The 23,352-nt window shown below is 64.3% G+C and carries 18 protein-coding genes and 1 riboswitch; of the genes, 4 read left to right on the top strand and 14 right to left on the bottom strand.

The features are described from left to right. Nucleotides 1–21 precede the first annotated feature (21 nt). From QN413_RS06290 to ahcY, 4 genes are read right to left on the bottom strand one after another with little or no spacing between them, the layout of a single operon-like run. Nucleotides 22–756: a septal ring lytic transglycosylase RlpA family protein gene (locus QN413_RS06290; RefSeq protein WP_416352147.1), complete on the bottom strand. Its 735-nt coding sequence runs from the start codon at nt 754–756 to the stop codon at nt 22–24. Then, nucleotides 753–1,577 (bottom strand): methylenetetrahydrofolate reductase [NAD(P)H], encoded by an 825-nt coding sequence (gene metF, locus QN413_RS06295; protein WP_323495757.1) that lies wholly within the window; start codon nt 1,575–1,577, stop codon nt 753–755. Before metF ends, QN413_RS06290 begins: the two co-directional genes overlap by 4 nt. After that, a complete protein-coding gene (locus QN413_RS06300) occupies nt 1,555–2,397 on the bottom strand; it encodes a TlyA family RNA methyltransferase (protein ID WP_323495758.1) in 843 nt (280 codons plus the stop codon). The genes metF and QN413_RS06300 overlap by 23 nt, the downstream gene beginning before the upstream one ends. A 6-nt stretch (nt 2,398–2,403) precedes the next feature. Next, nucleotides 2,404–3,858, bottom strand: coding sequence for an adenosylhomocysteinase (gene ahcY, locus QN413_RS06305; RefSeq protein WP_323495759.1), 1,455 nt, complete (start codon nt 3,856–3,858; stop codon nt 2,404–2,406). A gap of 76 nt (nt 3,859–3,934) precedes the next feature. Beyond that, a riboswitch (S-adenosyl-L-homocysteine riboswitch) is annotated at nt 3,935–4,003 on the bottom strand. Between the two features lie 101 nt (nt 4,004–4,104). On the opposite strand from ahcY, the gene QN413_RS06310 reads away from it, so the two are divergent. The 4 genes from QN413_RS06310 (at nt 4,105) to QN413_RS06325 (ending at nt 7,958) form a co-directional block, all read left to right on the top strand. Next, the gene (locus QN413_RS06310) at nt 4,105–4,788 is read left to right on the top strand and encodes a hypothetical protein (protein WP_323495760.1); all 684 of its coding nucleotides are present in this window, start codon (nt 4,105–4,107) and stop codon (nt 4,786–4,788) included. Between the two features lie 130 nt (nt 4,789–4,918). Beyond that, nucleotides 4,919–5,389, top strand: a complete 471-nt coding sequence (gene phaP, locus QN413_RS06315) for a TIGR01841 family phasin (RefSeq protein ID WP_323495761.1) — start codon at nt 4,919–4,921, stop codon at nt 5,387–5,389. A 125-nt stretch (nt 5,390–5,514) separates the two neighbouring features. Continuing rightward, nucleotides 5,515–7,143 (top strand): peptide chain release factor 3, encoded by a 1,629-nt coding sequence (locus QN413_RS06320; protein WP_323495762.1) that lies wholly within the window; start codon nt 5,515–5,517, stop codon nt 7,141–7,143. A gap of 17 nt (nt 7,144–7,160) precedes the next feature. Further along, a complete protein-coding gene (locus tag QN413_RS06325; RefSeq protein WP_323495763.1) occupies nt 7,161–7,958 on the top strand; it encodes an HAD-IIB family hydrolase in 798 nt (265 codons plus the stop codon). A 77-nt stretch (nt 7,959–8,035) separates the two neighbouring features. On the opposite strand, the gene QN413_RS06330 is transcribed toward QN413_RS06325, so the two are convergent. From QN413_RS06330 to QN413_RS06375, 10 genes are all read right to left on the bottom strand, one after another. After that, complete coding sequence (locus QN413_RS06330) at nt 8,036–9,109, bottom strand: Fic family protein (protein WP_323495764.1); 1,074 nt, start codon at nt 9,107–9,109, stop codon at nt 8,036–8,038. Nucleotides 9,110–9,471: 362 nt separating this feature from the next. Further along, nucleotides 9,472–15,315, bottom strand: coding sequence for an excinuclease ABC subunit UvrA (uvrA, locus tag QN413_RS06335; RefSeq protein ID WP_323495765.1), 5,844 nt, complete (start codon nt 15,313–15,315; stop codon nt 9,472–9,474). 146 nt (nt 15,316–15,461) lie between these two features. Further along, on the bottom strand, nt 15,462–17,138 hold the full coding sequence (locus QN413_RS06340; RefSeq protein WP_323495766.1) for an MFS transporter: 1,677 nt from the start codon (nt 17,136–17,138) through the stop codon (nt 15,462–15,464). A gap of 180 nt (nt 17,139–17,318) precedes the next feature. Next, complete coding sequence (locus QN413_RS06345; protein WP_187053147.1) at nt 17,319–17,957, bottom strand: 2-hydroxychromene-2-carboxylate isomerase; 639 nt, start codon at nt 17,955–17,957, stop codon at nt 17,319–17,321. Next, nucleotides 17,954–18,208: a DUF1289 domain-containing protein gene (locus QN413_RS06350; RefSeq protein WP_323495767.1), complete on the bottom strand. Its 255-nt coding sequence runs from the start codon at nt 18,206–18,208 to the stop codon at nt 17,954–17,956. Before QN413_RS06350 ends, QN413_RS06345 begins: the two co-directional genes overlap by 4 nt. Continuing rightward, nucleotides 18,205–18,732: a YbaK/EbsC family protein gene (locus QN413_RS06355; protein ID WP_323495768.1), complete on the bottom strand. Its 528-nt coding sequence runs from the start codon at nt 18,730–18,732 to the stop codon at nt 18,205–18,207. Before QN413_RS06355 ends, QN413_RS06350 begins: the two co-directional genes overlap by 4 nt. Beyond that, a complete protein-coding gene (locus QN413_RS06360) occupies nt 18,732–19,652 on the bottom strand; it encodes a hydroxymethylglutaryl-CoA lyase (RefSeq protein ID WP_323495769.1) in 921 nt (306 codons plus the stop codon). The genes QN413_RS06355 and QN413_RS06360 overlap by 1 nt, the downstream gene beginning before the upstream one ends. 17 nt (nt 19,653–19,669) lie before the next feature. Next, nucleotides 19,670–20,608 (bottom strand): glyoxylate/hydroxypyruvate reductase A, encoded by a 939-nt coding sequence (locus QN413_RS06365; RefSeq protein WP_323495770.1) that lies wholly within the window; start codon nt 20,606–20,608, stop codon nt 19,670–19,672. Between the two features lie 2 nt (nt 20,609–20,610). Then, nucleotides 20,611–22,638 carry an acetyl/propionyl/methylcrotonyl-CoA carboxylase subunit alpha gene (locus tag QN413_RS06370; protein ID WP_323495771.1) on the bottom strand — a complete coding sequence of 676 codons (2,028 nt, stop codon included), beginning with the start codon at nt 22,636–22,638 and terminating at the stop codon, nt 20,611–20,613. Continuing rightward, nucleotides 22,631–23,302, bottom strand: coding sequence for a DUF4126 domain-containing protein (locus tag QN413_RS06375; RefSeq protein ID WP_323495772.1), 672 nt, complete (start codon nt 23,300–23,302; stop codon nt 22,631–22,633). Before QN413_RS06375 ends, QN413_RS06370 begins: the two co-directional genes overlap by 8 nt. Nucleotides 23,303–23,352 lie beyond the last annotated feature (50 nt).

Here is a 23,352-nt window from a genome sequence, read left to right on the forward strand (position 1 = left end):
CCGTTCATTCAACGCCGATATCTAGCGGCGTTTGCGATTCGATGGCTTGACCGGTACCTTCCGCGTGCTCGAAGGCGACGCCGCAGAATCACCCGCCATCGGCGCATCGGCGAAGTCGACGGCCGCGCCGCTGCAACGCATGTCTTTCTTATCGATCACCGACAACGCAACCTGCTTGATCCCCATTGACGTCAGCCCGATCTGATCTGCCGCAGCGCGGCTCAGATCGATGATGCGACCCAGCGCATAGGGCCCCCGATCGTTGATCCGCACCAACACCTCCTTGCCATTCACCAGGCTTCGCACGCAGACACGCGTGTTGAATGGCAGTGTCTTGTGAGCGGCCGTGAATGCGGTCATGTCGAAGCGCTCTCCGTTGGCAGTCTTGCGCTGGTGAAACTGGATGCCGTACCAGGAAGCGCCACCGCGCTCGAAGATTTCGCGAGGGCTTCCGTCACCGGGGACGCCATCGTCCGGCGAGAGTTCGCCAGTTCCTGAGATGGAGAGCTCGTAGCGCACCGATGGCACTTGCGAACGTGGAGCGGCACCGGCCGGCACCGCAAGCTCGCGTGGCAACGGCCGTAACCGAAAGCGCCCCGATGAATCCGCTGACGCGTCAGGTTTGGGCGCATTGGCATCGGGCGGCGGTGTGCCGCAGGCCGCAAGCAGACACAGCAAACCGGCCAGCGCGCCTCGCAGCGCGCGACGCGATCCGGTCCACCCCGCATGGCGGGCGGCCGGGCACGCGACATTCACTCGATGCGCTCCAGAACTCCCAAGGTCGCAGCAGCCTGATTCATCGTGTAGAAATGAAGGGCAGGTGCGCCGCCGTCTCGCAGTCGCACGCACAGGTCGGTGACGACATCGAGTCCGAACGCCTTGATCGACGCCGTATCGTCGCCAAAACCCTGCAGCCGAAGACGAATCCAGCGAGGAATCTCAGCGCCACAGGCGTCCGAGAAACGCATGAGTTGGGTCGAGTTAGTGATCGGCATGACGCCCGGCACGACAGGCACGTCGAGCTTCAACTTGCGGGCTTCATCCACGAAGCGGAAGTAGGCCTCGGCACTGAAAAAATACTGCGTGATGGCCGAATCGGCGCCCGCTTCGACCTTGGCCGCATAAGCCCGCAAGTCGGCCTCGGGCGAGCGCGATTGCGGGTGCACTTCAGGGTAGCAAGCGACCTCGATATGAAAGTCGCGACCTGTCTCTTCGCGAATGAACGAGACCAGATCGCTTGCGTACAAAAACTCGCCGCCAACGCCGTAGCCGCTGGGCAAATCGCCGCGCAATGCGACCAGCCGCTTGACGCCCATCGCCTTGAGTTCGGCCAACTGCATGCGCACGGTTGCCTTGGTCGAACCGATGCACGAAAAGTGGCTCGCCGCATCCACGCCCTCGCCCAGAATTTCACGCACCGTGTTGAAGGTGCCGTCGTGCGTCGAGCCTCCGGCGCCATACGTCACCGAGCAGAATTCGGGCTTTCGCGTGTAGAGCTGCTGCCGGACTGCACGCAGCTTGGTCGCGCCCTCGACCGTCTTCGGCGGAAAAAATTCAAAGCTGAGCGGAAGGCGCATCGCCGGCTCCTGGAGCGCCGTCCGCGCGAACGGCGTGAATGAAAAACTCATGGTTGCCATCGCCGCCGACGATCGGACTGTCGAACCACTGCACAACACGCAGTCCCAGCGCAGCGCAGGCTTCGCGCAAGCGTGCCTCCACGATCGGGTACATCGCCGCATCGCGCACGATGCCGCCCTTGCCGACCTGGCCCGGCTGCAGTTCGAACTGCGGCTTGACCAGCATCAGCATGCGGCCATCGGCTGCTAGAAAAGGCACCACCGCCGGCAACACCAGCGTCAGCGAAATGAACGAGAGGTCACCCACGATCAGGTCGAAGCGCGGCTCGAATTCGATTTCCATCGTCTCGGGGTCGTCCTCGGCGTCGACACTCGAAGCGATCAGGTCGACCGCGGTCAGCGCTCGCGCATTGACCTTTTCGACCGCGATCACACGCTCGTCTTCGCGCAGCTTCGCGTGCAACTGGCCGTGACCGACGTCGACGCCGACCACCTTCGCCGCACCGTGCTGCAGCAGGCAATCGGTGAAGCCTCCGGTCGACTGGCCGATGTCGAGGCACTGCAGCCCCGTCGCATCGATGCCTGCGGTCTTCAAAGCCCCTTCGAGCTTGAGTCCTCCGCGCGAAACGTAGCGCGCTTCGGCGCCGTCGACCAGGTCGAGCTCGGCCGATTCAGGCAGGTCGTCGCGGTTCTTGGCCACGTCACGCCATGCGTCGCTGCTGCCCGCATCGCGCCAGCGCAAACCGCCCGCAATCAAGCGAACGGCCTGCGATCGAGACGCGGCCATGCCGCGCTCCACCAACAATTGATCAGCGCGCATGCGCTATCAATAGCGGTAGGTGTCAGGCTTGTAAGGGCCGTTTTTATCGACACCGATGTAGGCCGCTTGCGCTGGCGTCAGTTCGGTCAGCATGGCGCCGACCTTCTTCAGGTGCAGGCGCGCGACCTTCTCATCGAGGTGCTTGGGCAGCACGTAGACCTTGCCGGCTTCATACGCGTCGGGCTTGGTGAAAAGCTCGATCTGCGCGATGACCTGGTTGGCGAACGACGACGACATCACGAAGCTCGGGTGGCCCGTGCCGCAGCCCAGGTTCACCAGGCGACCCTTGGCCAGCAAAATGATCTTCTTGCCGTCCGGGAAGGTGATGTGGTCGACTTGCGGCTTGATCTCTTCCCACTCGTACTTCTCGATCGACACGACATCGATTTCGTTGTCGAAGTGACCGATGTTGCAAACGATGGCCTGGTCTTTCATGGCGACCATGTGGTCGTGCGTGATGACGGACAGGTTGCCGGTCGCCGACACGAAGATATCCGCCTTGTCGGCAGCGTATTCCATGGTCACAACCTTGTAGCCTTCCATTGCAGCCTGGAGCGCATTGATCGGATCGACCTCGGTGACCCATACCTGCGCCGACAGGGCGCGCAGCGCTTGTGCCGAGCCCTTGCCCACGTCGCCGTAGCCCACCACGACCGCCACCTTGCCGGCGATCATCACATCGGTCGCGCGCTTGATGGCGTCGACCAGAGATTCACGGCAGCCGTACAGGTTGTCGAACTTGCTCTTGGTGACTGAATCGTTCACGTTGATGGCGCGAAACTGCAGCGTGCCGTTCGCCGACATCTCGTTCAGGCGATGAACGCCCGTGGTCGTTTCTTCGGTCACGCCGATGATCTCGGCGGCTTTGCGGGTGTACCAGGTACTGTCGACAGCGATCTTGGCCTTGATCGCGGCGTACAGGATGCGCTCTTCTTCGCTGGTCGGGTTCGCGAGAACGCCCAGGTCTTTTTCAGCGCGCTGGCCCAGATGCATCAGCAACGTGGCGTCGCCGCCGTCGTCCAGGATCATGTTGGGGCCTTCGCCCTTAGAGCCCTTGGGTCCGAAGTCGAAGATGGCGTGGGTGTAGTCCCAGTAGTCGGTCAGCGTCTCGCCCTTGACGGCGAAAACCGGCGTGCCGGCGGCTGCGATGGCAGCGGCTGCGTGGTCTTGCGTCGAGAAGATGTTGCACGATGCCCAGCGGACGTCGGCACCGAGGGCTTGCAGCGTTTCGATCAGCACCGCGGTCTGAATCGTCATGTGGATCGAGCCGGTGATGCGCGCGCCCTTGAGCGGGTGCGACTTCGCGAACTCGGAGCGAATGGCCATCAGGCCCGGCATTTCGGTCTCCGCGATGCGGATTTCCTTGCGGCCCCAAGCGGCCAGCGTGATGTCGGCGATGGCCTGATCGGTCAATTTGAGAGGGATTGCGACGGCGGATGCGGATTCGAGAACAGCGCTCATGAGAACTCCAAAGCAAGTTTGAGAATTGCCGCCGCGCTCGGGAAGGTAGACCTGTAGATCGACTCACCGCGAGAACAGCGGTTGAGCGTGGTTGCGATGTGGTCCGAGCCTCACGCCTGATGGCGCTGCAACGCTCCTCGGAACGACGGATTTTAGCGCAGACGCCCGATTGCGTGCGTCACCGCCCGGAAGGGTCGGCGTTACCGCCGACAAGCCGAAATTCTCAGGTCGCATTAGGCTCTGGCGATGATCCAACCCCCCACCTCTTCCTTCCGCACGCTTTCACCGCTTGCCTCCCTCCTTCTGACTTCGGCGTCGTTGTTCGCTCTCGGGACGCTTCCCGTCACAGCTGCCGCTCAAAGCCCGGCGGCGGCACCTGCTGCGGCGCCGACAGTGCGCATTCGCGGCACCGTCGTCTACGCAGACCAGAAGCAGGTCATCGTCAAAGACCGTGGCGGCGAAGTCGTTTCGCTGGCACGGGTCGCCGACATGCCGATCTCCGAGGTCTACCGAATCCAGCTGAGCGACATCAAGCAAGGGAGCTTCATCGGCACGGCAGCGATGCCGCAGGCGGACGGCACGCAAAAAGCGCTCGAAGTGCTGGTGTTCCCTGAAGCAGCGCGTGGCACCGGCGAAGGCCATTTCCCATGGGACTTGCAGCCGCAGAGCACCATGACCAATGCGACGGTGGCCGACCTCGCCGCGGCGCCGAAGAACGTGCGCGGCGGCCAGCAGTTGAAGCTCAGCTACAAGGGCGGTGAAAAGACGCTCATCGTTCCGCCGAACGTGCCCGTCGTGACCTTTAAGCCCGTAACCGACGCCCTGCTGGTCCCCGGCGCGAAAGTGCTGATCAACGCGCAAGAGCGCAACGGCACCCCGACGGCACTGCGCGTGCTGGCCGGCCGCAACGGCTTCACGCCGCCGATGTAATCCAAGGGAAATCCCGGAAGTAAATTGGCGAAGAGAACCGCCGCAGCCGCGCCGCTGCGGCGTATCGTGGCAACGGATTTCCGCATCGACAGGCGCGGCGTCCGCCTTCCTCAAACCTCAGGAGACTCCCATGGCCACCGCCAAGAAAGCTGCCGCCCAGCCCACCGCTTCGCAGGGCAACACCAAAATCCCCAGCCCGGCCGACATGCTCAAGGGCATGGCCGAGCGTCTGCAGAGCGTCAACCTGACCGGCGCCGGCAGCAAGCTGCTCGACAGCGGTCGCAAGGACCTTCAGGCCGTGATGCAGGCCAACGAAAAGTCGTACAAGGGCCTGCAGACGGTGGTGCAGCGTCAGACCGAGATGATCAAGAGCGCGATTGCCGAATGGCAGTCCGCAGCCAAGGCGGCCCCAGGCAAAGACCCGAAAGAAAATCTTGCCAAGCTCGACGAACTGGGTCGCGCGTCGTTCCAGCGTGCCATCGACGACATCAAGGAGCTGGCCGACCTGGCGGCCAAGTCGCAGAAGGACGCTTTCGAAGTCGTGCGCCAGCGGGTGCAGGACAACGTCGACGAAGTGACCAAGCTGCTGCAGCGCAAGTGAGAGGGCTGCCGGCGCGCTCGACGCGACCGGCATGACTACGGCTTTGTGGCGTCGCGCTAGCCCCGTGCGGGAGAAGCCAGGAGCGCATCCGTAAAATCGGGCAATCCCCCCGCAGATTGCCCACTTTGTCTTTCGCCTCCGAAACCCGTCGCCGTCGCACTTTCGCGATCATCTCCCACCCAGACGCCGGCAAGACCACGCTCACTGAAAAGCTCTTGCTGTTCTCAGGTGCGATCCAGATTGCCGGTTCGGTCAAGGCGCGCAAGGCCACGCGGCACGCCACCTCCGACTGGATGGAGATCGAAAAGCAGCGCGGCATTTCGGTGGCCTCATCGGTCATGCAGATGCTGTACCGCGACCACGTCATCAACCTGCTCGACACGCCCGGCCACAAGGACTTTTCAGAAGACACCTACCGCGTGCTGACCGCCGTCGACTCGGCTTTGATGGTGATCGATGCGGCCAACGGCGTCGAAGCCCAGACGCGCCGCCTGATCGAAGTCTGCCGGCAGCGCGACACGCCCATCATCACGTTCGTCAACAAGATGGACCGCGAAGTGCGCGAGCCGCTTGACATCATGGACGAGATCGAACGCGAGCTCGGCATGCCCTGCGTGCCGATGACCTGGCCGGTCGGCCAGGGCAAATCCTTCGGCGGCATCATGAATCTGCGCACCCAGACCATGACGGTGTTCGACTCCGGCAAGGAGCGACTGCCGCAGGAGTTCGAAACCATTCGCCTCGACAACCGCGCCGAGCTCATCAAGCGCTTCGGCAGCGAGTTCGAATCTGCCGAGCAGAGCATGGAACTGGCAGCCGGTGCCTCGCCGACGTGGGATCGCGAAGCCTTTCTCGCGGGCAAGCAGACGCCGGTGTTCTTCGGCTCTGGCGTCAACAATTTTGGCGTGATGGAAGTGCTTGATGCGTTGGTCGATCTGGCGCCGCCGCCGCAGTCGCGCACCAGCACCACGCTGGTCAATCGCCAGCCTGTGGTGAAGGAAGTGCAGCCGGAAGACAAGGACTTCGCCGGCGTCGTGTTCAAAGTCCAGGCCAACATGGATCCATCGCACCGAGACCGCATCGCCTTCGTGCGCATGGCCTCGGGCAAGTACACGCCGGGCATGAAGCTGAAGGTGCAGCGCACGTCGAAAGAACTGCGGCCGACCAGCGTCGTCACCTTCATGAGCCAGCGCCGCGAGGCGGTCGAAGAGGCCTATGCCGGCGACATCGTTGGCTTCACCACGCATGGCGGCGTGCAGCTCGGTGACACCATCACCGATGGCGCCAACCTGATGTTCACCGGCCTGCCCTTCTTTGCGCCCGAACTCTTCATGACGGTGATCCTGAAGAACCCGCTGCGTACCAAGCAGCTTCAACAAGGCTTGGCGCAGCTCGGAGAAGAAGGTGCGATCCAGGTGTTCCGCCCCGAGATCGGCGGGCCGATGTTGCTCGGCGCTGTCGGCCAGCTGCAGTTCGAAGTGGTGCAGCACCGGCTGAAGGGCGAGTACGACGTCGACGTACGGCTCGAAGGTTGCCAGTACACCGGCGCCCGCTGGATCACTGCCGACACGCCGGCGGAACTTAAAGACTTCGTCAACGCCTACCCGGCACGCATGGCGCTCGACGCGGCCAACACGCTTGCGTACCTGTGCACGTCGCCGTACGACGTGCGGCTCGCGCAGGAACGCTTCCCCAAGGTCCACTTTCATCCGTTGCGCGAGCACGCCGGGCTGGCGCTGCAAAGCGCCGGCTGAAGCTGGCGCAGGCCGCCATGCTGCCGTTGGCGCGATGGTCGTGGAACGCCCGGCGCGGCCTGCTGGGTGTTTTGACCGACATCGACGACACGCTCACCACCGACGGCGCCATCACGCCCGACGCCTTGCAGGCGCTGCTCGACCTGAAGGCCGCCAGCCTGCAGGTCGTCGCCATCACCGGTCGCCCGGTCGGCTGGAGCGAGCCCTTCGCGGCTGCATGGCCGGTCGATGCGATCGTTGCCGAGAACGGTGCGGTGGCGCTGATTGCCGACCACGCGGGCGTGTTGAGCAAGCGCCACCAACAAGACGTCGCCACGCGCGCCGTCAACTTCACGCGCATGCAAGGCGTGCTGGCGCGCATCGAGCACGAGATCCCCGGCGCGCAGCGCGCCACCGACTCACCGGGCCGCGAGACCGACATCGCGATTGACCACAGCGAGTTCACGCGATTGAGCGAGACGCAGATCGCCGCCGTGGTCGCGCTGATGCGCAGCGAAGGCCTGCACGCGACGGTCAGCAGCATCCACATCAACGGCTGGTACGGTAACCACAACAAGCTGGTCGGCGCGCGCTGGATCGTGCGGGAGCTATGGGGCCGCGCGCTGGACCCAGAGATAAGCCGCTGGGCCTACGTCGGCGATTCGACCAACGACCAACTGATGTTTGACGCCTTTGCGAACAGCATCGGCGTGGCCAATGTGCAGCGCTTCGTGCCCAAGCTGACGCACCTGCCGCGCTACATCACGCAGGGAGAACGTGGGGCGGGGTTTGCCGAAGTCGCGCGGGCGGTGCTGGAGAGTCGGGTCGTGCGCTGAGGTTCGGACTTGGCCACGCATGGGGCCGAGTGGATCGGCCAAGCCAGGGCTTGTTGAGCGCACCCCGGCTTTGGCGTTCATGCAACGTCGCCCTGCAGGATCGCGGTGAGCGCCAGATTGACGTAGTAGTTGCTGCGACCGATCTTCTGCTTTTGCACGAACCCGCCCTCGGCCAGTGCGTCCAGGTACTTGGTCGCGGTCAGGCGTGACAGCTGCAAGTCGCGTTGGATGAAATCGATCTTGGTATACGGGTGCATGAACAGGTTGTTGATCAAATCCTGGCTGTAGAACTTGTAGCCTGCGCGGATGCGTTGCTTGTAGTCTGCCAATGCGGCCTTGATCGCGTTGATGGTCCCGATGGTCTGCGCCGCCGTCTGTTGCACCGCCTCCAGCAGGTAAAGCACCCATTCTTCCCAGCGGTTTTCGGTGCGCACTGTTTGCAACAAGCGGTAGTAGTCGGCCTTGTTGCGCATGATGTAGCTGCTCAGGTAGAGCACCGGGCTATCGAGCAGCCCCTCCTTGACCAGGTAGAGCACGTTGACGATGCGCCCGGTGCGGCCGTTGCCGTCGTAGAAGGGGTGAATGCTCTCGAACTGATGATGGATCAGCGCCATCTTGATCAGGGGATCGACAGCAAACAAGTCGGGCTCGTTGATGAAGCGCTCCAACCCACGCATCAGCGCGACGATCTCGGCCGGGTCTTGCGGCGGCGTGTAGACGGTGCGGCCGGCGCCATCTCTCAGGGCCGTGCCCGGCAGCTTGCGAAAACCGGCGTTGTTGCGCTCCAGTTCCGATTGGATCTCGACGATCTGATTGGAGGTGATCAACCCGCTGCTGCGCACCAGATCGAAGCCGATTCGTAGCGCCTGGCGATAGCGCAGCACTTCCTTGGCGGCCGGGTTGGCAAAGGCCTCGGGCAGCACATCGTCCTTGAACAGTTCATCGTGCGTCGTGATGATGTTCTCGATCTCGGAACTGGCTTTGGCTTCCTGCAGGCCCAGCGTGTTGATCAGAATATCTTGATTCGGGATCGCCGCCGCGATGCCTTTGAGTTCGGCCAGTTGCCGGCTCGCGCTGGCGAGCTTTTTCAGGATTGCCGGCGTGTCAAAACGCCCGGCATCGAGCTGCTCAAGGGGCGGGAGGCTGTGCATCAGACTGGATTAAAGTTTTCTTGCATGTTATCTCCAACATGCATAGAAAACTTGAATTTCTATACACGTTGGCGCCGACGTGTTTAAAGAACGGCTAAAGTTATGCACGTAACGCCCCCCCTACTGCCCCTTCGCCAGCCCCAGTTTCTCGATCAAGACCTTCTCCCGCGCCATCGTGTCCTGCGCAAATTGGGTGTACCGGGCCGAGGACATGAGGGAGACTCCTTGACTGGGCCCAAATTGGACCGAGCCAGCTTCCGGCCAGCAATCGGGAAGTCCCGCCCGCGACGTGCGCACCCTGATGCGCAGCGGCAGGTACGCCGCCGGCGCAAACCCCTCCAGCGCAGCGCCACCCAACGCGCCTATGCCCGCGCCAGCACAGGCGCCAGCGCCACGCCGGTGTGCGTGCCCAAACGCACCACTTCTTCCGGCGGTGCCGCCGCCACGACGCGACCACCAGCGTTACCACCTTCAGGCCCAAGGTCGATCACCCAGTCGGCCTCGGCGACGACATCCAGATCGTGCTCGATCACCACCACGCTATGCCCGCCGTTCACCAGCCGGTGCAGCACATGGATCAGCTTCTCGACATCGGCCATGTGCAGCCCGACGGTCGGCTCGTCCAGCACGTACAACGTGTGCGGCGCCTTCTGACCGCGCCGCGTGATGTCGTCGCGCACCTTGCTCAGCTCGGTCACCAGCTTGATGCGCTGCGCCTCGCCGCCGCTCAGCGTCGGAGACGGCTGGCCCAACGTCAGGTAGCCGAGCCCCACGTCTTTCAGCAACTGCATTGGATGGCTGATGTTCGGCATGGCCGCGAAGAATTCGACGGCATCGTCGACCTCCATCTGCAGCACTTCGCCGATGCTCTTGCCGCGCCAGCTCACCGCAAGCGTCTCGGGATTGAAGCGGGCGCCGTGACACACCTCGCACGGCACCTTCACGTCGGGCAAAAAGCTCATCTCGATGGTGCGCACACCAGCACCGTCGCATCCAGCGCAGCGGCCTTCGCCGGTGTTGAAGCTGAAGCGCGCCGGACCGTAGCCGCGGGCCTTGGCTTCCAGCGTGTCGGCGAACAGCTTCCGGATGGTGTCCCAGAAACCGATGTAGGTGGCAGGGCAGCTGCGCGGCGTTTTGCCGATCGGCGTCTGATCGACTTCGAGCACGCGGTCGATGGTTTCGTAGCCCTCGACCGCGCTGCAGCCGGCCCATCTGGCGCGCTTGCCTGCGGCATCGTTATCGCGGCCGGCCTTGGTCATTCGCTGCACCACGATCGCATACACGTTGGCCAGCAGCACGTCGCGCGCCAGCGTCGACTTGCCCGAGCCGCTGACGCCGGTGACCGCCACCAATCGATGCAACGGCAGCGACGCCGTCACCTCCTGCAGGTTGTGCAGATTGGCACCGCGCACCGTCAACCAGCCGGGGGCACCCACTTCGGGCGCCGGCACCGGACGGCGCTCCTGCAGCGGATGCTTGATGGCATTGCGCAGATAGCGGCCAGTCTGCGAATCAGCCGCGGCCTCGATGTCGGCGACCGAGCCCTCGGCAACCAATCGCCCACCGCGCTTGCCCGCGCTCGGGCCGATGTCGATGATGTGGTCGGCGCGCCGGATGGTGTCTTCGTCGTGCTCGACCACCACCAGCGTGTTGCCTTTTTCGCCGAGCTTGTGCAGCGCGTCGAGAAGGATCTGGTTGTCGCGTGCATGCAGGCCGATGGTCGGCTCATCGAGTACATAGCAGACGCCCTGCAGGTTGCTGCCAAGTTGCGCCGCCAGGCGAATGCGCTGTGCCTCGCCGCCGCTCAATGTGGGCGCGCCACGGTCGAGCGTGAGGTAGCCGAGTCCGACTTCCTTGAGGAACTCGAGGCGGCTCTTGATCTCCGGCACCAGGTCACGCGCGATCTCCGCTTCGCGCCCCACCAGCTGCAGTGTTTCGAACCACTCGCGCACTTCGATCACGCTCATGCGCGCGAGTTGCGTGATGCCGATCCCACCGATGCCGAACGGGTTCACGGCGCCTGTGGCCGGTGCGTCGGGCGCGGCTCCGAACAGCACGGCGCGCGCGATCGCATTCAGACGTGTGCCTTCGCAGGTCGGGCAGGCCACGTCACCGACGTCTTCGGCCTCCGGCTCCGCAAAGGTTTGCTCGCGGCCCTTCTGGTCGGCGCCGAGCACCGAGTCGTCGAACACCTTGCGCTGGTCCTTGTTCAGCTTGACACCGGTGCCGACGCAATCGGGGCACCAGCCGTGCTTGCTGTTGTACGAGAAGAGCCGCGGATCGAGTTCGGTGTAGCTGGTGCTGCAGATCGGGCAGGCCCGCAACGTAGAGAACACATGCACGTGGCCGATGCCATGGGTCGGCGCGTTGGCCATCATCGCGGCGCGCAGGCCGGTGAGTTCGCTCAACACATGCACCACGCCCTTGCCGTGCTCCAGCGCGCGGCGCAGCGCGTCGCGCAACTCGGCTTCGTTCTCCGGCAGCACATCGAGACTCGCCACCGGCAGTTCGATGCTGTGCTCCTTGAAACGGTCGATCCGCGGGAAACCGGTCGTCGGCAAGAACCCACCGTCGACACGCAGGTGCGTGAAGCCGCGCGGCCGGGCCCAATCGGCCAGTTCTGTGTACACGCCCTTGCGGTTGCTCACCAGCGGCGCGAGCAGGCCGATGTGCTGGCCGCGAAAGTTCTTGAGCAGTTGCGCCGCGATGCTGTCGGGCGTTTGCGGCTGCACGGCTGCACCGTCGTTGACGCAGTGCTGGATACCGAGCTTGACGTACAGCAGCCGCAAAAAGTGCCATACCTCGGTGGTGGTACCGACCGTGCTCTTGCGGCCGCCACGCGACAGGCGCTGCTCGATCGCCACCGTGGGTGGAATGCCATATACCGCGTCGACCTCGGGCCGACCGGCCGGTTGCACGATGCTGCGCGCATACGCGTTGAGCGATTCGAGGTAACGGCGCTGCCCTTCGTTGAAGAGAATGTCGAAAGCAAGCGTTGACTTGCCAGAGCCGCTGACGCCGGTGACCACGCTGAACTTGCCGCGCGGAATGTCGACGGAAAGATTCTTCAGGTTGTGCTCGCGCGCATTCACGATCTGGATCGCGTTGCTGCCCGGCGCCTTGGCTTTCGTCTTGCCCGAATAGCGGCGCGCATTGCGCTCGGCCACCTTGTAGGCGTCGGGACCGATCGCCAGTTCATAGTCGGCCAATGCTGCGCCGGTGAGCGATGCGCGGTCTTCGCGCAAGGCCTCGGGCGTGCCGGTCGCGACCACTTGCCCACCGCCCTCGCCGCCTTCGGGGCCGAGGTCGATCAACCAGTCGCTGGCGCGGATCACGTCCAGGTTGTGCTCGATCACGACCAGCGAATGGCCGGCGTCGAGCAGCTTGCGCAAGGCTCGCATCAGCCGCGCGATGTCGTCGAAGTGCAGGCCGGTGGTCGGCTCGTCGAACAAAAACAGCGTTCCCTTGCGCGCGACCGCCTGCTTGCTCGACGTCGCGCTCTTGGCAGCTTCGGCCAGGAAGCCGGCGAGCTTGAGCCGCTGCGCTTCGCCGCCCGACAAGGTCGGCACCGGTTGGCCGAGCTTCACGTAGTCGAGCCCCACGTCGATGATGGGTTGCAGCACGCGCAGCACTTCGCGGTCGACTGCGAACACGGTGGCCGCCTCGGCGACGGTCAGGTCGAGCACGTCGGCGACGTTGTAGTTCTTGCCGCCGCGCTCGATGGTCACCTCAAGGATCTCGGGTCGGTAACGCTTGCCATCGCAGTCCGGGCAACGCAGGTACACGTCCGACAGGAACTGCATCTCGACGTGCTCGAAGCCCGAGCCGCCGCAGGTCGGGCAGCGCCCGTCGCCTGAGTTGGAGCTGAACTTGCTGGCCGTGTAGCCACGCTGGCGCGACAACGCCGCCGTCGCGAAGATCTCGCGGATGGCATCCCACGCGCCGACATAGCTCGCAGGGTTGGAGCGCGCGGTCTTGCCGATGGGCGATTGATCGACGAAGACCGCGTCGCTCAGGTAGTCCGCACCGAGCATGCGGTCGAACGCCCCCGGCGATTCGGTCGTCTTGCCGAAGTACCGCATCAACGCGGGCGCCAGCACGTCCTGCACCAGCGTCGATTTGCCCGAACCGCTGACGCCGGTGATGCACACCAGCCGCTGCAACGGCAGCTCGACTGTGATGCTCTGCAGGTTGTGCTCGCGCACACCTTCAAGGATGAGCCGGTGCGTGTTCTCGCTCACCAGTCGCTTGAAGCCCATGCCGATCTTCTTGCGACCGCCGAGGTAGTTGCCGGTCAGCGTGTCGGCATCACGCAGCTGGTCGGTGGTGCCGTCGAACACGATCTGCCCGCCGCGGATGCCAGGGCCGGGCCCCATGTCGATCACGCGATCGGCCGCGAGCATGACGGCCGGATCGTGCTCGACCACCACCAGCGTGTTGCCCGCGTCGCGCAGCCGCAGCATGGCTTCGGTGATGCGGTTCATGTCGCGCGGGTGCAGGCCGATGCTGGGCTCGTCGAGCACGAACAGCGTATTGACCAGCGAGGTGCCGAGCGCCGTCGTGAGGTTGATGCGCTGCACCTCGCCGCCGCTCAGCGTGCGGCTCTGTCGATCGAGCGTGAGGTAACCGATGCCGACGTCGTGCAGGTAGCGCAGGCGGGTGGTGATTTCTTCGAAGAGGAGTTTGAGGGCCTGGGCATCACCGTGGCTTGCTCCTTCACCCTCTGGGGGAAGGTTGGCGAGGGGGCGTTCGGCCGAGGGCTGCTGCCCATCGAAAAACCGCCGCAGCCGCTCGATCGACAGCATCATCAGATCGTGCAGGCACAGCCCCGGCAGCGACTCGAGCTGCGCGCGCGACCACTTCACGCCCCTCGGCATGAAGCGCTTTTCGGGCGGCAGCTCGGCATCGGCATCGGCCTTGCTACCGATGCGCCACAACAGGCTGTCGAGCTTCAGCCGGGCGCCGGCGCACGTCGGGCATTGCGTGTAGCTGCGGTACTTCGACAACAAGACGCGGATGTGCATCTTGTAGGCCTTGCTTTCCAGATAGGCGAAGAAACGCTTGACGCCGAACCACTGCTGGTTCCACTTGCCCTTCCAGTTGGGCGAGCCTTCGATGACCCATTGCTTCTGCTCGTCGGTCAGTTTGTTCCACGGCGTGTCGCGCGGAATGCCGGCGGCTTCGGCGTGGCGCATCAGATCGTCCTGAGCCTCCTTCCACGCGGGCGTCTGGATAGTCTTGATCGCACCCGCGCGCAGCGTCAGCCGGTCGTTCGGAATGACCAGCCCGAGGTCGACGCCGATCACTCGGCCGAACCCGCGGCAGGTTTCGCAGGCGCCCACCGCAGAGTTGAACGAGAACATCGACGGGATCGGGTCGGTGTAACGAATGTCGCTCTCGGGGCAATGCAGGCCGGTGGAGAACTTCCAGATCTCTTGCGCCGGCTCGGGAACGACAGCGCCGTCGACGACGCCCTCTGCCGCGAGGACGGGCGCGGGCAGCGATGCATAAACCGTCAGCCGCCCAGCACCGCGTTTGAGCGCAGTCTCGATGGCTTCCAGCACGCGTGCCCGTTCGGCACCGGCGATGCGAAAGCGGTCGGCCACCACGTCGAGCACCTTGCGCGGGCCGGTCGGCGTCGCCACTTCACGCTCGGCCTGCACGCGGGTGAACCCGCTGGCCGAGAGCCATTGCGTCACTTCTTCGGTACTGGTCGCCGCCGGCAGTTCGACCGGGAACGTCAGCACCACGCGCGGGTCTCCAGCGGCGGCCGCGCGCACGGCCAACGCGGTGTAGATGGAGTCGGGCGAATCGTGCCGCACCGGCAACGAGGTCTCGCGGTCGAACAACTGCGACGCGCGCGCGTAGAGCAGCTTCAGGTGATCGTTCAGCTCGGTCATGGTGCCGACCGTCGAGCGCGACGACCGCACCGGGTTGGTCTGGTCGATGGCGATGGCGGGCGGCACGCCCTCCACCTTGTCGACCGCCGGCTTGTCCATGCGGTCGAGGAACTGGCGCGCGTAGGCAGAGAAGGTCTCGACGTAGCGGCGCTGCCCTTCTGCATAGAGCGTGTCGAACACCAGGCTCGACTTGCCCGAACCGCTGGGGCCGGTGACCACCGTCATCTCACCCGTGTGGATGTCGATGTCGATGTTCTGGAGATTGTGCTGGCGTGCGCCGCGGATGCGAATGGAGCCCTGTGTCATTGCTTGCCTGGAGGTGGGGCAAACATTATGGGCAGCGTGCCGTGGCAGCGCCGTGGCAGGGTCTTGCGCGCACCCCTGTCAGCCGCCACGCCATGAAAAAAGCCCCGCGGCCTTGTGGCTCGCGGGGCTTTTTGGGTTGCGACGAGTTAGTCGTTCGCGTAAATGTCGACGTCTTTCGTCTCGCGGACGAAGATCACGCCGATGACCAGCGTCACAAGCGCGATCACGATGGGATACCAGAGCCCGTTGTACATGTTGCCGGTCTGCGCCACGATGGCCAGCGCGGTAGCCGGCAGCAGGCCGCCGAACCAGCCGTTGCCGATGTGGTACGGCAGGCTCATCGAGGTGTAGCGGATGCGGGTCGGGAACATCTCCACCAGCATGGCAGCGATCGGGCCGTAAACCATCGTCACGTAGATCACCAGGATGGTGAGCAGCAGCACGATCATCGGCTTGTTCATCTTTTCGGGGTCGGCCTTGGTCGGGTAGCCATGCTCCTTCAATGCAGCGCCGATGGCGGCCTTGAAGTCGGCGTCCTTCTTCTTGGCTTCGTCGGCCGGCAGGCCCTTGCTGGCGTAAGACTCGATGACCTTGTCGCCGATCGAGATCTTGGCCGTGCCGGTGCCCTCAGCCGTGTCGTAGCTCACCGAGCGCGTGGCCAGCACCTGCTTGGCGATGTCGCACGAACTGGTGAACTTGGCCGTACCGGTCGGGTTGAACTGGAACGAGCATTCGCTCGGGTCCGCGGTCACGACAACCTTCGATGCGGCTTGCGCCTTCGCCAGATCCGGGTTGGCCGCTTCGGTCAGCATGCGGAAGATCGGGAAGTACGTCACCGCAGCGATCAGCAGGCCGGCCATGATGATGGGCTTGCGGCCGATCCGGTCGGACAACGAACCGAAGATCAGGAAGAAAGGCGTGCCGATCAAGAGGGACAGTGCCACCAGCACGTTGGTCGTCGCACCGTCGACCTGCAGCGAGCCGGTCAAAAAGAACTGCGTGTAGAACTGGCCGGTGTACCAGACGACCGCCTGGCCCATGGTCAGACCGACGAGCGCCAGGATGACGATCTTCAGGTTCTTCCATTCGCCGAACGATTCCGACAGAGGCGCCTTCGAGGTCTTGCCCTCGGCCTTCATCTTCTGGAACGCCGGCGATTCGGACAGCGACAGGCGAATCCACACCGACACCGCCAACAGAAGCACCGACACCAGGAACGGAATGCGCCAGCCCCAGGCAGCGAATTCGGGCTCGCCGAGCAGGGTACGCACGCCCAGGATGACCAGCAGCGACAGGAACAGTCCCAGCGTGGCCGTGGTTTGAATCCACGATGTGTAGGCACCCCGCTTGCCGTGCGGCGCGTGTTCGGCCACATACGTCGCAGCACCGCCGTACTCACCGCCGAGCGCAAGGCCCTGCAGCATGCGAAGCGCGATCAGGATGATCGGCGCGGCAACGCCGATGGTGCCGTAGCTGGGCAGCAGGCCGACGACGAAAGTCGACAGGCCCATGATCAAAATGGTGATCAGGAAGGTGTACTTGCGGCCGATCATGTCGCCCAGCCGGCCGAACACGATGGCGCCGAACGGACGCACCAGGAAACCGGCTGCAAAGGCAAGCAGCGAGAAGATGACTTGCGAGTTGGGGTCGAGATTCGAGAAGAACTGGCGACCGATGATGGCGGCCAATGTTCCGTACAGATAAAAGTCGTACCACTCGAACACCGTGCCAAGGGACGAGGCGAAGATCACCTTGCGTTCCTCGGGAGTCATGGGCCGGGGGGCCGGATGCGGAACCCCCTTCGAATCCAGTGTGGCTGCCATTGCGTCGTCTCCTGTTTGAAATTCGGATGCGGCCTCGTCACGAGACCGCACCGCATTCTTGAAGCGACGACTGACCCGAGACTTTCACCAAACTGAACCGACGCTGACAGTTCGAGGGGAAACCCGCGGGGTCGGTTTCAGGATGCAAGAAAACCCGCCTCGGCGGCGTCCTTCACGCTTTTATTTCGCGCGGACGATCCCGGGCCGGTCGGCCGCATCGCGCCATGCCGCGCTGTCGAACCAGGGGTCGCCCTCGACCATCGCGCGCAGCATCGGCAAGCTGTCGAAGCCCCACACCGCCTGACCCTCGACCGAGTACGCGGGCACGCCGAACACACCGGCAGTCGCCGCCTCTTCGGTATTGGCACGCAACTGAACCTTGGCCTCCTCGCCTCTGCTGTCTCGCACCAGCGTCAGCCGCGATGCCAATGAGGCCAGGCGTACCGGGTCCGCCGCATCGCCACCACCGCGCCACACGTCATGAAAAATCGTCTCTGCCACATAGCGGCTGATCTCGCCCGTGTGCGTCGTTGCCAGCGCGAGCCGCAGGTGCGGCAGCGGGTTGTACGGATGGCTGGCCGGCATGTCGATGGGAATGCCGTTCGCGCGGCCGAGCCACAGTGCCTGCCGATAGACCCAGGCGCGCTTGGACGGAACGTCGGCAGGCGCCACATGACCGTGGTGCATGAACAGCGCGCCGAGCAGCAGCGGCTTGTAGCTGACGCTGTAGCTGAGCCCTTCGAGCGCGTCGGGCAGTCGCTCGAACGCCAGATAGGCATAGGGCGAAATAAAGTCGAGATAGAAAGTGATGTGCTTCATGTCGATGTCTTGTCCTTCTCGTTCTCTTTTGCTTTCACTTCTGCTTCTGCTTGCGTTCTCGTTCCCGAGGAGCGTTGATCGATGAGTCCCCACACGGCGCACTTCTCGACGTCGCTCATGTGCCGCCACCCAGCGATCTCGGGAAGGGTCCGAAAACATCCTTCGCAGAGGGCCGTTTCGGTCACCATGCGACAGACCGAAACGCAGGGCGAAGGCACGACCGGCTCAGGCAGCACTTCGCGTACTTTCATTGCGCAGGCGCCGCGACATCCACCGCCGTCACCTGCACCGTCACGTCGGCCACTGGTGCACCGGTGAAGCGCTCGATGTCTTGCGGTGCCAGTCGCACCACCGAATGCGGATGGCCCGCGGCCGCCCACACTTCGTCGAAGCGAAACAGTTCGCGATCGATCAACGTCACGGACGGCGTGGCATGCGCGAAAGGCGACACGCCGCCAATCGAGAAGCCGGTCTTCGCCTTCACGAAATCGGCATCGGCACGCCCGGTCTTGCCGACGATGGCATCGACCTTTTTCTCGTCCACCCGGCGATCGCCCGAGGTGATGATCAGCACTGCTGCACCGTCGCTTTTGCGCCGGAAGATGATGCTCTTCGCGATCTGTCCGACCGCGATGCCGAGTGCATCGGCCGCCTGTTGCGCGGTGCGTGCAGCGTCGTCGAGCATCTGTGGCGCGTGCGCGTGACCGGCGTCCTGCAGCACCCGCGCGACGCGCTGTACCGACTCGGGCAGCGCGTGCAGTTCAGAGCCGCACATCACGCTTCCCGCTTTGTCCGGATCGCCTTGGACGCCCGCGAATTCGGCTCTCGCCCCAGCGCCTGGCTGATGTACACGCCGGCATCGATGAGCTTGTCCAGATCGATGCCGGTATCGATGCCCATGCCCTGCAGCATGTAGACCACGTCTTCGGTCGCGACATTGCCGGTGGCGCCCTTGGCATACGGGCAACCGCCGAGTCCGGCCGACGAAGTGTCGAACTGCCACACGCCCATCTCCAGACTGGCCAGCGTGTTGCCGAGTGCCTGTCCATAGGTATCGTGAAAGTGCCCGGAGATGTCGTCGATGCCGTAGTGCTGCAGCGTCGCTTCGATGGCGCGCTGCACCTTCACCGGCGTGCCCACGCCGATGGTGTCGGCCACGCCGAGGTGCTGCACGCCGATGCCACGCATCAGCCCGGCCAGGCGGCCCACCGCTTCGGGCGCGACCTCGCCTTCATAAGGACAGCCGACGGTGCACGACATCGCGCCGCGCACATAGATGCCGTGCTCGCGGGCGGCCGCGACCACCGGCGCAAAGCGCTCGATGCTTTCGGCAATCGAGCAGTTGATGTTCTTCTGGCTGAAGGCTTCGCTGGCGGCGCCGAACACCACGATCTCGTCGGGCCACTCGTTGCGCGGCGCCGCGATGGCGGCCTCGAAGCCTTTCATGTTGGGCGTGAGCACCGAGTAGCGCACGCCGGCCTTGCGCTGGATGCCGTGCATCACCTCGGCGTTGTCGGCCATCTGCGGCACCCACTTCGGGCTGACGAAACTGGTGACCTCGATCTCGCGCACGCCGGCGTCTTGCAGGCGGTGCACGAGGCCGATCTTGACCTCGGCCGACACCGGGCTTTTTTCGTTCTGCAAGCCGTCGCGCGGGCCGACATCGACGATTTTTACTTTGAGGGGAAGCTTCATGGGGTCTCCTGGAAAAGTCAGTATCCGCGTTCGAGGTCGACCACGCCCGCCATCCCGTCAAAACCCGCACCCCCTTCGACGGCACGGATTTTCGAGACGATCTGCGCGATAGATTCTTCGCGCAACGTGCGCGCCGACGCATGGGGCGTCACGGTGATCTTCGGATGCCGCCAGAACGGATGGTCGGGCGGCAGCGGTTCGGTCTCGAACACGTCGAGCGTCGCGCCGTCGAGCTGCCCTGCGTCCAGCAGCGGGATCAGGTCGGATTCGACCAGATGCGCGCCGCGTGCCACGTTGATGACGTAGCCGCCCGGCGCGCCGCCGTTCAGCTTGGTCAACGTCTCGCGCCGCAGGATGCCGCGGGTGTCGGGCGTGACCGGCAGCAGGCACACCAGCACCCGGCTCTCCGCCAGAAATGCATCCAGACTTTGGTGCCCCGCGAAACTGCGGACGCCGGCGATGTCCTTGGGCGAGCGGCTCCAGCCGTTGACCGGAAAGTCGAATTGCGCCACGGCCTTGGCGACCCGCTCGCCCAGCACGCCGAGCCCCATGACGCCGACCGAAAATTGCGAGCGCAGACGCGGCGCCCGATAGCCCCAGCGGCCTTGCCGTGCATCGACCTCGTAGGCATCGAACTCCCGAAAGTGACGAATCAGCGCGTGGCAAACGTACTCCGCCATCTGCACCGCCATGCCTGCATCTTCGACTCGCACGATGCGCGTGTGCGGCGGCATCCTGAGTTTGAGCAGTGCATCGACGCCGGCCCCGATGTTGAAGAGGCCCCGCAAGCCGGGCTGCTCGTCGAGCATGCGCTGCGGCGGTGACCAGACCACGGCATGGTCCGCCGGCGGGGCGCCGGATTGCCAGACGGAAACGTGAGCCTCTGGAAATTCGTGTTGCAGGCCCGAGACCCAGGCGTCGGGTTTGAGATCGGTAAGGCAGACGGTGATGTGCATGATCAGGAAGCCTCTGGAGTGGCGATGCGCAGCAGCTCCGACCCTTCAGTCACCTGATCGCCCGGCGCATACAGCAGCTCTTCGACCGTGCCATCGGCCGGTGCCGCGATGGTGTGCTCCATCTTCATCGCTTCCATCACGGCCAACGGCTGCCCCTTGGTCACCTTGTCGCCAGCCTTCACGGCGAACGACACCACCTTGCCCGGCATCGGCGCGGTCAGCCGGCCGCCTTCGGCTTGCGTTTCGCCCGCATGCGCCAATCGGTCGATGGTGGTGATCTTGCTCGCGCCCTGCTGCGCGAAAACGTGTGCAGTGCCCTGGCTCTCGTAGACATTCAGCGTGTGGCGCCCGCCGTTGAATTCGACTTCGAACTCGCCGGTTGGAAACTGGCCGATGACCAGCGCGCCTTCGACGTCGCCGACTTTCAGCCAGAGACTGCCGTCGCGCTTGTATGTCACGAAGGCCGACGCGTCTTCACCCCGAAATTCGAAATCGAAGTGACGCGTGTATTCGCCCAGCGCACGCCAGCCATCGCGACGCGCAAACGGGTCGGGCATCTTCGACGGCCATTCGCCGATCAACGTGCGTGTGATGGCCGCAGCGGCCGCCAGCGGCAGGCCGAGCGGTTCACAGTCGAACAGCACAGCGCGTTCGCGCTCGATCAATGCGGTATCGAGCTTGGCGTTGGCGAACGAATCGGTCGCCAGCACACCGCGCAGGAACTGCACGTTGGTCGCCACGCCGACGATGTGCACCTGCGCCAGCGCTGCATCGAGACGCGCCAGTGCTTCGGCACGGTCCGCGCCATGCACGATGAGTTTGGCGATCATCGAGTCGTAGAACGGCGAGATCTCGCCGCCTTCGCGCACGCCGTCGTCGATGCGGACCGCGACACGCGGGTCGCTCAGCTTCGTTCTCTCGAATGCCGTCGCCTGCGGCTTGCGATAGACCAGCAGCTTGCCGGTCGCGGGCAGGAAATTGTTGTCCGGGTTCTCAGCGCAAATGCGCGCTTCGATGGCATGGCCATGGATCTTGAGTTCGCTCTGCTTCAACGGCAACGGCTCGCCCGACGCCACGCGCAGTTGCCACTCGACCAGGTCGAGGCCGGTGATGGCTTCGGTCACGGGATGCTCGACTTGCAGTCGCGTGTTCATCTCCATGAAGAAGAAGTTCATTTCGCCACCGTCTCTCTGCTCGACGATGAACTCGACTGTCCCCGCCCCGACGTACTTCACCGCCTTGGCAGCAGCGACCGCCGCCGCACCCATTTCCTTGCGCATCGCCTCGGTCATGCCGGGTGCCGGCGCTTCCTCGAGCACCTTCTGATGGCGCCGCTGCACCGAGCAGTCGCGCTCGAAAAGATAGACGCAATCGCCTTGCGTATCGCCGAACACCTGGATCTCGATGTGGCGCGGACGCTGCACGTATTTTTCGATCAATACCGCGTCGTCGCCGAAGCTGTTGATCGCCTCGCGCTGGCACGACGCCAGCGCAGTTGCAAAGTCTTCGCTCTTGTCGACCACCCGCATGCCCTTGCCGCCGCCGCCTGCGCTGGCCTTGATGAGCACCGGGTAGCCGATGCGATCGGCTTCGCGCTGCAGCAGCGCCGGGTTCTGGTCGTGGCCGTGGTAGCCAGGAACCAGCGGCACGCCGGCCTTTTCCATCAACTGCTTCGATGCAGCTTTGAGACCCATCGCCTTGATGGCCGAGGGCGGCGGCCCGATGAAGACGAGGCCCGCATCAGCGCAGGCCTGTGCGAATTCTTCGTTCTCGCTCAGGAAGCCGTAGCCCGGATGCACCGCTTCAGCACCCGTGGCCTTGGCTGCTTCGAGAATCTTTTCCCAGCGCAGATAGCTGTCTTTGGGCGCGCTGCCGCCGAGGTAAACCGACTCGTCGCAAGCGCGTACATGGTTGGCATGCGCGTCGGCATCGGAGTAGACGGCGACGGTGCGAATCGCCATGCGGCGCGCCGTCGCGGCGACACGGCAAGCGATCTCACCTCTGTTCGCGATCAGGATCTTTTTAAACATGAGGGCTGTCTTCCGAAGGTTTCTTGTTGAACTGGAAAGCGGAGGTCACGCCCGGGTCGGACTTGCCGCTGAAGATGCGCGCAACGCGGCCGAAGAGCGACCTGAGAAAGCGCCAGCTCTTGCGAATGAGCCACACGCTGCCGATGAGCACGATGACGAACAGCACGCCGAACACCAGCGGATGCGCGACGGCGAGCCACAGACCGGTCGGCACCGCAGCGTCTTCAACCAACGACGCGCCGACATTGCTGAACGGCTCGGGCGAAGTGTTGATGGCGGCGCGCGTGGTCGCCTTGGCGGCATGCGCGGTGGCCGCGAAGCCACCGCCGAGCAGGGCCGCGACCAGCGCCAGCGCCGCATGGTCGCCGCCAAACACACTGGCCGCCAAGGCCGCGCCGGCCGGGATGCGGATGACGGTGTGCACCATGTCCCAGAGCGAATCGAGGCCCGGAATCTTGTCGGCGAAGAACTCGACAAAGACCATGAAGCCGCTGGCGATCAGCACCGCCGGATGCGCCAGCAGCTGCAACCCGCCGGGCAAGGCAAACCAGCCGAAGTAGCCAACGAGCCCGGTCAGCAACACCACCAGATACAGCCGGATGCCGCTGGCCCAGCCGATGGCGGCGGCCAACGCCAGCAGTTGCGGCATGTCGAGCGCGCTCATGTCAGCGGGTCATCCCATGCGGTTGTTGTGATTGCAGAAAGGTCGGCACG

The sequence above is a fragment of the Variovorax sp. LG9.2 genome (assembly GCF_035018885.1).
Taxonomy (GTDB): Bacteria; Pseudomonadota; Gammaproteobacteria; order Burkholderiales; family Burkholderiaceae_C; genus Variovorax.